The organism is Streptosporangium nanhuense (assembly GCF_059358815.1).
Genome location: NZ_JCADBG010000003.1, coordinates 412785 through 424720 on the forward strand (window position 1 = coordinate 412785; position 11936 = coordinate 424720).

An 11936-nucleotide genomic window follows, 5' to 3' on the forward strand; every position below is an offset into this window, starting at 1 on the left:
CTCCGTCGCTAGAGCCGCTCGACGCGTTCACCCTCGGCGAGCACGCCTCGGGTGTCGAGCACGAGCTTGCCTTGGTCCTCGACAATCGACAGGTCGAAGGCGGCGTGCTGCTGCAGCAGCAGCGTCACGTCGGCCTCGGCCACCGCCTTGGCGAGGTCTTCCTCACGCGGCACCTCGACGTCGTCGACGTGCCATTCCTTGACGTACGGGTCGGCGAAGACGAGCTCCGCGCCCAGCTCCAGCAGCGCCCGCGCGACCGGCAGGGCCGGGGTCTCGCGCTCGTCGGCGATGTCGGGCTTGTAGGTGACACCGAGCAGCAGCACCCTGGCGCCGTTGACGGCCTTGCGCTGCCGGTTGAGCAGGCGCTGCACGCGGGCGACCACGTACGACGGCATCCGCTCGTTGATCTCCTGGGCCAGCTCGACGAAGCGGAACGGGTAACCCAGCTTGCGCACCGTGTAGGAGAGGTAGGACGGGTCGACGGGGATGCAGTGCCCGCCGACGCCCGGTCCGGGAAGGAACTTCTGGAACCCGAACGGCTTGGTGGCCGCGGCCTCGATCGACTCCCAGAGGTCGACACCGAGCTCGTCGCAGAAGATCGCCATCTCGTTGACGAGGGCGATGTTGACGTGGCGGTAGGTGTTCTCCAGGAGCTTGGCCATCTCGGCCTCGCGGGTGCCGCTGACCGGCACGACCTGCTCGATGAACTGGGAGTAGAACCCGACCGCGCGGTCCTTGCAGGCCGGGGTGTAGCCACCGACGACCTTCGGGGTGTTGCGCAGGCCGTACTTGGGGTTGCCCGGGTCGATGCGCTCGGGCGAGAAGGCGAGATGGAAGTCGGTGCCCGCCGTGAGGCCCGAGCCCTTCTCCAGGATGGGGCGGGCGACCTCGTCGGTGGTGCCGGGCCACGTGGTGGACTCCAGGACCACCAGCGAGCCCGCGCGCAGGTTGCGGGCGACGGTGCCGGTGGCACCCTCGACCGCCGACAGGTCGGGTCGGTGGTCCTCGTCCAGCGGGGTCGGCACGCAGATGACGATGGTCCGGCTGTCGGCCAGGACCGATTCGTCCAGCGTGGCGGTGAAGCCCCCCGCCAGCATGTGCTCAAGGTCGGCGTCGGTCAGGTCGTCGATGTAGGACGAGCCCGCGTTGAGGGCCTCGACCTTCACGGGGTCGACCTCGAAGCCGACGACCCGCAGACCAGCCGCCGTGGCCTCCTTGGCCAGGGGCATGCCGACGTAGCCCAGACCGATGATGGCCAGGTCGTAGGCAGTCACTGGATGACCTTGGAACGCCGGAAACAACACTTCATGGTCGCAAAGGCTATCTCAAGTCCGAACGAGCTACGCCTAATGCGATTGAACGCATCGCAAACGGCTGGGATCCCCGTTACCAACACGAGACCATCAACCAGCAATCGATCGGTAAATATCACGGTAAGTCTCCGCGATGCGGCTCCACGTACGCTTCGCCGCCACCTCGGCCCGTCCCGCCTCACCCATCTCGGCCCTTCGCCCCGGATCGTCACGCAGCCCGGCGATCGCCTTGGCCAGTGCCTCGGGGTCTCCCGCGGGCACCAGAAGCCCGGCTCCCTCGGAGCCCACGAGCTCGGAGAGGGCGGGCAGGTCGCTCAGCACGACCGGCTTGCCGAGAGCCATCGCCTCGACGGGTTTCAATGGTGTAACGAGTCGGCAGACCCGCAGGTCCTCGCGGGGGCAGACGAAGATGTCGATCGCCGCCTGCGCCTGCAGGGCCTCGTCGGGACCGACCCGTCCCGGCAGGATCGCGACGTCGCCCAGCCCCAGTTCCTCGACCTGTTCCAGCAGCGCCGCCCGCTCCACGCCGTCGCCGACGAGCAGCACCCTGACCGGCGCGCCCTCGTCCCGCAGCAGCGCGGCAGCGTTGATCATGGTGGCGAAGCCCTCGTAGGCCACGATGCTCGACACCGAGCCCATCACGATCTCGCCGGGCTCGATGCCGTACGCGGCGCGGAAGGCCGCGCCGTCGTACTCGGCGCTGAGCAGCGAGTCGTCCACCGCGTTCGGCGCGAGATAGATCTTCTCCCTCGGCACCCCGCGTTCGACGATCTCGGTGGCCATGGTCTCCGCGAGGGTGACCACGGCGTCGGCGGAGCGCATGATGAACGCCTCGCGGTCGCGCTGGAGCACGTGCCGCTGGCTGCCGATGCGCTTGGGGTCGCGGGAGGCCCAGGTCTCCTCCAGGAAGCCCCGCACCTCGTAGACCATCGGCGTGCCGGTGCGCTCGCGCACCGCCAGCGCCACCGACCCGTTGCGATGGTCGGTCGCGGCGTGCAGCACCTGCGGTCGCAGCGTCCTGACCAGCTCGGTCACCTCACCGGCGCCGCGGATCATCCGCCCCTGGCTCTCGAACGGCACCTCGCCGCTCGGGATGAGCCGGTGGTAGGGGATGCCGTCGATCTCCTCGTACGGCGTCGCGTCGGCGTGCCCCTGCATCATCGGCCAGCCCCAGCTGGTCACGACGTGCGGGTCGAGCCCGGCGGCCTTCTGCGAGGTGACGATGCGGTGCGTGCGGACGGTGTATCCGGCCTGCGTGTACGGCAGCGCGTTGGTCACGCAGTGCAGCACCCGGCCGGGGAACCGCTCGCCGACGATCACCTTCGCCTTGGGCGGGATCGGGTTCGGCTGGATCGCGGCCAGCTCACCGGCGTAGTAGGCGGCCCTGCGTCTGATGAACGGGTAGCGCGTGTGGGCCTGCAGCACCGCGGCGGCCTCGCTCATCCGGCCGGAGTCGAAGTGCTCCTTCGCCTCGCTCCACGGGCCCTTCACCAGGCGCATGCCGAGCTTGCGTACGACGATCTTGGCGCGGCGCGCCACGGGCCAGGCGAACCGGCCCACGACGGGGCGGACGCTCGGCGGGAGCGTCTCGGCCGCCGCCTGCGCCACGCGCACCGGGTCGGACTTCACCTTGGTCACCACGACGCGGGAGACGATGACCGGGTGCTGGACGAACCCCTTGATCAGCCCGCGCAGTCCGGCCCTGGCCGACTTCGCAGCCACCGGGGTGGCCGGGGGCGTGGATGAGGCCGGGGTGTCGGGGGACGTCGGGGGGGCCGAGGGCGCCGGCAGTGACGCGGGGACCTTCTCCTCGTCCTCGTCCGAGGGCCTCGCCGGGACCGTGGGCATGTCGGAGACCGGGACCTCGTCCTTGGGCGCGTCCGGGTCGTTGACCGCGTCCGGGTCCTTGGGCGCGACCGGAGTCGTGTCCGCGACCGGAGTCGTGTCCACGGCCGGGGGCGTCTCCGCGCTCGGCGGGGGCGGTGGCTCCGTGGGCGTGTCCACGGCGGGCTCCGCCACGACCGGGGTCGTCTCCTCCGGGAGGGAGGAAGCCTCCGGCGCGGAGGGTGTCTCGGACCGTTCCGGACCCGGGGTCGTCACCGGCTCCGCGGGGGCGGAGTTCTCGACGGGGGCTCCACCGGCCGGTGCCGAGGATGTCGCCGGACCCGGAGGCTTCGCCGGAACCTTCGCTGGAACCGAGGGGGAGTCTGGCCTGTTGGCATCGGATACCACGCCGTGACCGTACCATAGGCAACGTTTGCCCCACTGCCGCATGAAAGGCGAGGTCAATGAGGGACTTTGCCCGTCCGGGCGCTGCTCAGGGCCCCGATAATCCCCTCGTCCTGCACGTGCTCGGCGCGCGTCCCAACTTCGTGAAGGCCGCGCCCGTGGTGCGCGCGCTCACCGAACTCGGGGTGCGACAGGGCATCGTCCACACCGGTCAGCACTACGACGCGCTCATGTCGGACGTGTTCTTCGCCGACCTCGGTCTCCCCGAGCCGATCGCCAACCTCGGCGTCGGTTCCGGCTCGCACGCCCGCCAGACGGCGGCCCTGCTGGTCGGCCTGGAGGACGTGGTGCTCGAACACCGTCCCACGCTGGTCGTCGTGTACGGCGACGTGAACTCGACGCTGGCCGCGATCCTGGTCTGCGCCAAGCTCCACGTGCCGACCGCGCACGTGGAGGCGGGCCTGCGCTCCTTCGACCGGGAGATGCCCGAGGAGGTGAACCGGGTCGTCACCGACGGCCTGTCCGACATCCTCTTCGCCACCTCGCCGGACGCGCTCTCCCACCTGGCCGCCGAGGGCGTCGACCCGGCCCGGGTGCACCTCGTCGGCAACCCGATGATCGACAGCCTGTTCTCCGCGCTCGACCACCTCGACCCCGCCCCGGTGCGTTCCCGGCTCGGCCTTCCCGAGCGGTACGCGGTGGCCACCCTGCACCGCCCCGGCAACGTCGACGACCCGGCCTCCGCCAAGGAGCTGGTCGACGCCGTGCTGTCGGTGAGCGAGCGCCTCCCGGTCGTGGTGCCGCTGCACCCGCGCGGCCGGACCCGCCTGGCGGAGGCGGGACTGGTGAACGGGGACAACCTCCTCATCGTCGACCCGCTGGGCTACGTGGACTTCCTGTCCCTGGTGCGGGGCGCGACGCTGGTCGTCACCGACTCCGGCGGCGTGCAGGAGGAGACGACCATGCTGGGCGTCCCCTGCCTCACCGTGCGGCCCAACACCGAGCGGCCGATCACCATCACGCACGGCACCAACCGGCTCGTCACCCCCGCGCAGCTGGCCGCCGCCGCCGACCGGGCCCTGGCGGACGGCGCGGCGACGCCGTCGGGCGAGCTGCCCCCGCTCTGGGACGGCAAGGCCGGTCCCCGGATCGCCAGGGTGATCGAGACCTGGCTGCGCGGCGGCAACCTCTCACCGGCCGGCCAATCCGTACCGCCCAAATCCCTTTAAAACGACTATTTCGGTACGGCTATGGTCGTACGCTGGCACGACCCCTGACAAAGGCGATTCCCCATGAGCGATGAGACCCCAGAAGAGCCGAAGTTCCAGCGTCTCGGGCCGATCAACTGGCTGCCCGAGGAGCGCAAGGTCGTCGAGCGTCTTGAGGAGCGCGTCCAGGATCTGGAGCGGCGGCTCGCCATCGCCGAGGCGCGTGCCGACTACGCGCAGTGGAAGCTGGAGTCGACCAAGGTGCAGCGCCCCTACCGGGTGGCCGAGGCACTGACGGCGGCCAAGGGCGCTCCCGGGGTCACCGCGCTGCCTGGCAAGCTGCGCTCCGCGTTGCAGGCCCGCAAGGGGCCCAAGCCGCCCCGCCCGGTGGCCGAGGTGGTCGAGGAGCTCAAGAACCAGGGGCCCGTGGTCGACGTGCCGCAGGTCAAGTGGCCGGCCGGTCCGATCGTGCGCCCCGACATGAAGGTCGCGGTCATCCTGGACGACTTCTCCCGGATGGCGTTCAGGTACGAGTGGGACCAGATCGAGTTCGGGCTCCGCGACTGGCCGGAGATCTTCGCCGAGCGCCGTCCTGAGATGCTGTTCGCGGAGTCGGCCTGGCACGGCAACCAGGGCCGCTGGCGCTACCAGATGACCGGCACGAACGCCCCCAAGCCGGAGCTGCGCGCCCTGATCGACTGGTGCCGCGCCGAGGGGATCCCCACGGTCTTCTGGAACAAGGAGGACCCGCCGAACTTCGACTTCTTCATCGACACGGCCAAGCTGTTCGACTACGTCTTCACCTGCGACGGCGACATGGTCCCCCGCTACCGCGAGGTGCTGGGCCACGACCGGGTCGACGTCCTGCAGTTCGCCGCGCAGCCCCGGGTGCACAACCCCATCCAGGAGAAGCGCGGGCGCGTGAACGACGTCGTCTTCGCGGGCATGTACTTCCGGGACAAGCACCCCGAGCGCCGCGAGCAGATGGAAACCGTCATCGCCCCGATCCGCGAGCTCGGGCTGCACATCTTCGCCCGCAACGGCACCGTGGACCCGAAGTACGCCTGGCCGAAGGAGTACGTCCCGCACATCGTGGGCGAGCTACCGTACGACCAGATGCTGGCCGCGTACAAGATGTACAAGGTCTTCCTCAACGTGAACTCGGTGCTCGACTCGCCGACCATGTGCGCCCGCCGCGTCTTCGAGCTGTCGGCCTGCTCGACGTCGGTGGTCTCCGGCTGGTCGCGGGCCATCGAGGAGACCTTCGGGTCGCTGATCCCGATCGCCCGGGACGAGCTGGAGTCGTACAACCAGGTCCTGCACCTGATCAACAGCCCCGAGCTGCGCGCCCGCCAGGGGCACCTGGCCATGCGCGAGGTCTTCGACAAGCACCTGTTCTCGCACCGCGTGGACCAGATCCTGGGACTCCTCGGCAAGCCGACGCAGCAGCGGACCCGGTCGATCTCGGTGGTCCTGCCCACCAACCGCGCCTCCCAGATCGAGCACGCGATCTCCTCGGTGGCCCGGCAGATCCACCGGCCGGTCCAGCTCGTCATGGTCCTGCACGGCCTCGACATCGACCCCGTCGTCGTCGCCGACAAGGCCCGGATGGCCGGGATCACCGACGTGGTGGTCCTGCCCGCCGACGAGTCGCTGTCGCTGGGCGCCTGCCTCAACATGGGCATCGCCGCGGCCGAGGGCGAGCTGATCGCCAAGATGGACGACGACAACCTGTACGGCGAGCACTACCTGTCGGACCTGGCCCGCGCCTTCGACTACTCCGACGCCGAGCTGGTGGGCAAGGGCGCGCACTACGCCTACTTCGAGGGCAGCAACACCACCATGCTGCGCCTGCCGGGCCTGGAGCACCGCTACGCGTTCCTGGTGCAGGGCGGCACCTTCCTCGGCAAGGCCGACATGTTCCGCCACTACGGCTTCGAGGACATCACGCGCGGCGAGGACACCCACCTGGTCCGCCGCCTCAAGGAAGACCGCGTCAAGATCTACTCCGCCGACCGCTTCAACTTCGTCTACTGGCGCAGCGGCGACAAGTCCATGCACACCTGGCAGGCCGACGACATCAAGCTCACCCGCAACGCCCAGTTCTCCTTCGCCGGGCATCCCGAGGCGCATGTGATGATCTGACTTCGGCGGTTCCCGGAGGATGTCGTCCGGGTGTTCGTCCGGTGTGGGACGTGGGTTCGCGCTCCGGTGGGTGGGTGCTCCGGGCGGCCGTCGTTGGTGGCGGCCCTGGTGCGTCAGGCCTCCGGCCTGGCGGGCGCGCTGCTCGCTGATTTTTATAAGCCGCCCGGAACACCCACCCACCTCCGCACACGGCTCGTCTCGCCATACGCCCTGCGGACCGTAGCTGCTTTGCGACGGGCCGCCCATCGGGCTCTTTGACGCTGAAGCAATCCGTACGGGACCGTTGCTCGTCGAACGCCGTAGCTGAAGCGCCGGTGCGGAAAGGAGCGCATGGGCGCTCGCCGGGGCTCGCTCGGCGTACGAAGCTCATGCGGTCCTGAGTACACCGTCGGCCGGCAGGTGGAACCAGACGGCGGTGCCCGCCTCGGTGTCGTGGTGAACACCCCACCTGGCTGCCATGGCTTCCACCAGGAGCAGGCCGCGTCCGCCATCGCTGTCGAGTCCGGCCGCACGGACGAACGGCAGGTTGGTCGCCGAGCCGTCGTCGATCACCTCTGCGTGCACCATGCCGCCGCCGATTCCCAGGCAGACCGTCACCGACCCTCCCGGTGTGTGCCCGGAGTCAGAGTGGACGACGGAATTGGTCACGACCTCGCTGAGCAGCAGCACCACGTCGTCGAGGGCGGTGTCGGCGACTCTCCCGTTCAGGAGGTGCCGCGCCCAGGTGCGTACCGTCGCGACCGAGCAGGGGGTTCCCGCGAACTCGGCGTGGCCCAGCGGGTGCAGCACAGCCCAGCGCTCCGAGGCCGTCCGCTGCCGCTCGTACCGGCAGGCGGCCTGGTTGTACGCGATCACGCGATCGCCACCGAGACGATGACGTCGGCCGCATTGTCGGCCTCGGCCCACACCGCTTCACCGGGCCGCCACACCCTGGCCCACCAGGGCCGCCAGACGAACACCCACCCGCAGGCACGGCGCACGACGGTGATGCGGACGCGGACCTCGCTCCCGGACATGACCTCCAGCACCGGCTGCCCTGTCCGAGGAAGGACCAGCGAGGTGCACAAGCCGAGACCTCGCAGGTCCCAGCCGAGTCGTACGAGGTGAGTGAACTGCTCTTGCGGATCGCGTGTGCCCATGGTGCCGACCTCCTGCTGCGGAGTCGTTCCGCGTGGTGGGTGCTGGAGAGATGCGCCCCGTCCGAATTGCGTACAGGGAGCTGTCTGGTGGCGTTTCGACGTTCACTTGCAGTTATCGAAGACAACGGAAAGTGATGACGTCGTCATGATGAGCTTGGGTAGTGCAGCCTGTCAATGCACTGTGCAGTTTCAAATTAATCTGCGTACCCGGGACAGCCTCGTGATCACTCCGTCACACTGGGCACATGTCACCGACCTACAGCCCCACTGTCCGGCTTCGGCGTCTTGCCCGTGAACTACGCAAGATGCGCGAAGCGAGCGGACTGGGCCCCGAGGATGCCGCAGCCCGGCTCGGATGGAGCCGTAGCAAGGTGAGCCGTATCGAAACAGGTCGTACTCGTGCGAGCGCCACCGATGTGGCCGCTGTCTGCGATCTTTATGGCGCCGATTCGCCGACCCGCGCCGGGCTGATCCAACTTGCGAAGGAGGTCCGCCAGAGAGGTTGGTGGACCGCTTACGCCGACGTGTTCACCGGCTCCTACATCGGCCTGGAAGACGAAGCGGCTTCGATCCATCAGTGGGAGGTGCAACTCGTCCCAGGCCTTCTGCAGACCGAGGACTACGCCCGCGTAGTGATCGGCGCCGGAAGACCTGGACCGTATGACGGCGAAGACATCCATCGACGGGTCATGGCCCGCATGGCACGACGCACCCTGCTCAGCCGCCCCGAGGCGCCCGAACTTCACGCGGTGATGGACGAGGGCGTCATCCGCCGCCCTATCGGAAGCCCTGCGCTGATGCGCGACCAACTGGAAGCGATATTGATCGCCGCACGACGTTCCAACGTGACGGTTCGTGTCCTTCCTTACATCGCCGGAGCACACGCCGGGCTGGAAGGGGCGTTCACCGTCCTGTCCTTCGCGGAGGAGGTCGATCCCGCCGTCGCCTACGTCGAAGGCACAGCCGGTGACGTCTATATCGAGAGCTCAGATCAGGTAGATCGCTATAAAATGACATTCGCACGCATCTGCGATGTGGCTCTGTCCCCGGAAGCATCCATAGGACTGATCACCGAGGCGAAGGAACAGTTAGCTCATGACTGATCTGACAAACGCCCTCTGGCAGAAGAGCAGCCTGAGCGGCAGCGGTAACAACTGCGTCGAAGTCGCCTCCGTCTCCAACCTGATCGCTGTCCGCGACTCCAAGGATCCCAGCGGTGCCGCGCTCGTCTTCTCATCGGGTGGCTGGGCCGTCTTCCTCGGCCGCGTCAAAACCGGAGACTTCGACACACGCCCCTGACCACGCGAGCGGTCAGAAGAGATTTCAAGCGCAGGGAAGGGAGAACTCGGATGTCCCAGCGCTATCGGGCCAATGCTGTCTGGCAGAAGAGTTCTGATCCCACCCGCGCGCTGGTCATCGCCATGCCTGAGGTCTTCCCCTGGGTCCGCCACCTCACCTCCGCCGAACTGCGTGCCTTCACCCTCGAACTGGTGGAGGCGCTCTCCGGCGCCGTGGAACTGGATGTGGATGTCATCACACAGGAGGTAATCGCAGGCTGGCGGGCGACCGCCAGGATCAAGGCTGACCCCACCCGCTATGCCCAGGCTCGTAAGGCCACACGCGGCGACTTCGGGCCGGTGGAGGTTTCGGCGTGAGTCCGGAGCGTGGTGACCGGGTCACGGTCCCGCCTCCGGGTGACGAGGTGAATGGGACAGGGTGAGGGGCGTCGATCAGCTCTCCTGCGGTGTGGCGGCGCGGCCGTCGATGATGTCGAGGGTGAGGAGGGCGAGGTTGGCGGCGAGGGTGGCGCCGATGATCGTGGTCGTCACGGCGGGGAGGCCGTCGGCGGCCGAGAACCCCAGCCAGGCTCCGGCGAGTGCGGCGGCCGGTGCGGCGGCCAGGCCCCGGTGCCGGTGCCGGGAGGTCCGGTCGCGACGGGTCCAGGCGCAGTAGGCGCCGTAGCCGATGGCGGCGCCGACGGGCGGTACGGTGACGAGCGGGTCGCCGAGGTAGGTCGCCGGCCACAGGATCGACACGGTCAGCACGGCCAGGGACCAGCCGCCGAGGCCGAGGACCACCGGGGTCAGGACGCGCAGCCAGATGCCGGTTCCGGGCCCGAAGCCACCATGGCGGCGTACCCGGCGGGTCATCCCGGCGAGCAGGGCGGCGGCGGCCAGCGTGAGGCCGGTCAGGACGCCCGCGAGGATCTTGGCGATGTTCGGCATGCTGAGCGTACCGGCCTGGAAGTCGACCTCGTGGGTGGTGTACCCGGAGGTGTCGACCCGGCCGTGGTCGAAGAAGGCGGTCAGCAGCCGCCGGTTGGCCTCGGGCTGATAGCGCCAGAAGTCTGTGGTGTGCCCGAGTTCGGCCAGGATCACCTGGCGGCCGTTGGGCAGTGCGGGCAGCAGTTCCCCGGTGGCGAGTTCGGCGGGGGTGGTGAAGTCGACGGTGCCGCCGATCAGGAGTGTCTCGACGTCGGTCGGGCGCGTCCGCTGGTATCCGCGATTATCGGGGCTGGAGGGCCACGCTCTGGTGAGGCCACCGCCGGCCCACAGCAGATCCGCGCCCGCGTTGCCGAGGATCGAGCCCGGGTCGCCCCCTCCGGCGTAGTAGCGGTCGACCGGCGCGGCGTCGACCATGGTGGTCGCGGCGGACTCTCCCCAGACGAAGGACGTCGGGATGGTCAGGTCGGCGAGAAGGGAGACGGCCCAGAGCCCGCTGGGATCGCCGTCGGCGGCGGCCAGCCAGGCGTCGAGCATCGCGGGCGCGTTGAGCGGTGCGGCGAACCGTGTGGAGTTGACCAGTCCCATCAGCGTCGCGGCGCGGACGTTGCCGCTCTTGATGACCAGGGGTCCCCAGTGGTCGGGCAGGTGGGCGGCGGTCGCCTTCATGGAGGCGGCGAGGTCTTCGGTGCGTGCGGCGCATGTGTAGTCCTGGGCGCACAGCCCGGCATATCGGGCGAGTTGGTCGTCCGTGATGGCGGGGTCCCAGAGGAAGTGACCGGGCGGGTTCACGCCGGTCATCACCGACCGGTGGATGGACCGCGGATGGCGCCAGGCGTAGATCATGGCGGTGCGGGTCCCGACGCTCTGGCTGATCAGGTTGATCCGCCGGTAGCCCAGCGCGCCGCGGACGGCCTCCAGGTCCTCGACGCGCTGGGGCAGCGAGTAGCCGTCGAGGTCGGCGCCTTCCTCGGTCAGGCGTCCGGCACAGTCGGCGTAGGCCCGGGAGGTACGGCGCGATGTGTCGGGTCCGGCGAGGTCGGCGGAGTACCGCATCGCCGTGGTCACCTCGGGACAGTCGAGGACGACGGAACCGTCGATGCCCCGGTAGCCGACCAGGACGATGTCGTGCCGCTCGGAGAGGCGGCCGGCCTCCTTGAAGGTCATGTTCGTCTGGCCGGGCCCGCCCCCGAGACGGAAGATCGGCTCGGCCGGGTCGGGGCCGGTGGCCCGGATGCGGGTCACGGGCAGCGTGATCGGCCGGGAGCCGGGAACGTCGTGGTTCTCGGGGACGGTCAGGATGCCGCAGTCCGCCGGGAGGGCTCCGGTCTCGGTCTCGTACGTGCAGGGGTGCAGGCTCAGCGTGCCGGCCTTGGCCGCGGGCGACGCCACCGGTGTCGTCGTGTCCCGTACGCCCAGGTAGCCGAGGGCGAGAGTGGTGAGGATCATGGCCGCCAGGGCGATGATCCTGGCGGGGGTCAGTCCCGAGGTGTCCATGCCGACCTCTCCTGTGTGTCAGGAGCGAGTCTGGTGCGAACGGGCCGGCGGCTCGCTGACGCCTGCCGGTGTATTGGAGGTAAGGGCGGCCCTACCTCATATAAGAACCCGGTGACGGCCGTTGGAGGGCGGCGGAGTACGGAGGGGTCGAGGCCGGGAGGATGGCTGGGAAACTCGCCGATA

At 69.2% G+C, this 11936-nt stretch carries 10 protein-coding genes; 5 read left to right on the forward strand and 5 right to left on the reverse strand.

All coding sequences use genetic code 11. The features are described from left to right. Positions 1-8: 8 nt before the first annotated feature. Together AC5L38_RS09710 and AC5L38_RS09715 are read right to left on the reverse strand one after the other, a co-directional pair. Entirely contained in the window at positions 9-1274 is a 1266-nt protein-coding gene (locus tag AC5L38_RS09710) for a nucleotide sugar dehydrogenase (RefSeq protein ID WP_495242408.1), read from the reverse strand. Between the two features lie 129 nt (positions 1275-1403). Next, positions 1404-3317, reverse strand: a complete 1914-nt coding sequence (locus tag AC5L38_RS09715; RefSeq protein WP_495242409.1) for a glycosyltransferase family 4 protein — start codon at positions 3315-3317, stop codon at positions 1404-1406. Between the two features lie 284 nt (positions 3318-3601). Here AC5L38_RS09715 and wecB point away from each other — a divergent pair, with 284 nt between their 5' ends. Beyond that, positions 3602-4771 carry a non-hydrolyzing UDP-N-acetylglucosamine 2-epimerase gene (gene wecB / locus AC5L38_RS09720; protein WP_495242410.1) on the forward strand — a complete coding sequence of 390 codons (1170 nt, stop codon included), beginning with the start codon at positions 3602-3604 and terminating at the stop codon, positions 4769-4771. Positions 4772-4834: 63 nt separating this feature from the next. Next, positions 4835-6895, forward strand: a complete 2061-nt coding sequence (locus AC5L38_RS09725; protein ID WP_495242411.1) for a glycosyltransferase family protein — start codon at positions 4835-4837, stop codon at positions 6893-6895. 366 nt (positions 6896-7261) lie between these two features. Here the strand turns inward: AC5L38_RS09725 and AC5L38_RS09730 are convergent, their stop codons facing one another. Together AC5L38_RS09730 and AC5L38_RS09735 are read right to left on the reverse strand one after the other, a co-directional pair. Further along, the gene (locus AC5L38_RS09730) at positions 7262-7750 is read right to left on the reverse strand and encodes an ATP-binding protein (RefSeq protein ID WP_495242412.1); all 489 of its coding nucleotides are present in this window, start codon (positions 7748-7750) and stop codon (positions 7262-7264) included. Next, entirely contained in the window at positions 7747-8034 is a 288-nt protein-coding gene (locus tag AC5L38_RS09735) for a hypothetical protein (protein WP_495242413.1), read from the reverse strand. Before AC5L38_RS09735 ends, AC5L38_RS09730 begins: the two co-directional genes overlap by 4 nt. A gap of 245 nt (positions 8035-8279) precedes the next feature. On the opposite strand from AC5L38_RS09735, the gene AC5L38_RS09740 reads away from it, so the two are divergent. The 3 genes from AC5L38_RS09740 to AC5L38_RS09750 are packed head-to-tail and all read left to right on the forward strand — an operon-like array spanning position 8280 to position 9689. After that, positions 8280-9137, forward strand: a complete 858-nt coding sequence (locus AC5L38_RS09740; RefSeq protein ID WP_495242414.1) for a helix-turn-helix domain-containing protein — start codon at positions 8280-8282, stop codon at positions 9135-9137. Continuing rightward, a complete protein-coding gene (locus tag AC5L38_RS09745; protein ID WP_495242415.1) occupies positions 9130-9333 on the forward strand; it encodes a DUF397 domain-containing protein in 204 nt (67 codons plus the stop codon). Before AC5L38_RS09740 ends, AC5L38_RS09745 begins: the two co-directional genes overlap by 8 nt. Positions 9334-9383: 50 nt before the next feature. After that, positions 9384-9689: a hypothetical protein gene (locus tag AC5L38_RS09750; protein ID WP_495242416.1), complete on the forward strand. Its 306-nt coding sequence runs from the start codon at positions 9384-9386 to the stop codon at positions 9687-9689. 75 nt (positions 9690-9764) lie between these two features. On the opposite strand, the gene AC5L38_RS09755 is transcribed toward AC5L38_RS09750, so the two are convergent. Beyond that, positions 9765-11753 carry an alpha/beta hydrolase gene (locus AC5L38_RS09755; RefSeq protein WP_495242417.1) on the reverse strand — a complete coding sequence of 663 codons (1989 nt, stop codon included), beginning with the start codon at positions 11751-11753 and terminating at the stop codon, positions 9765-9767. Positions 11754-11936: the final 183 nt, after the last annotated feature.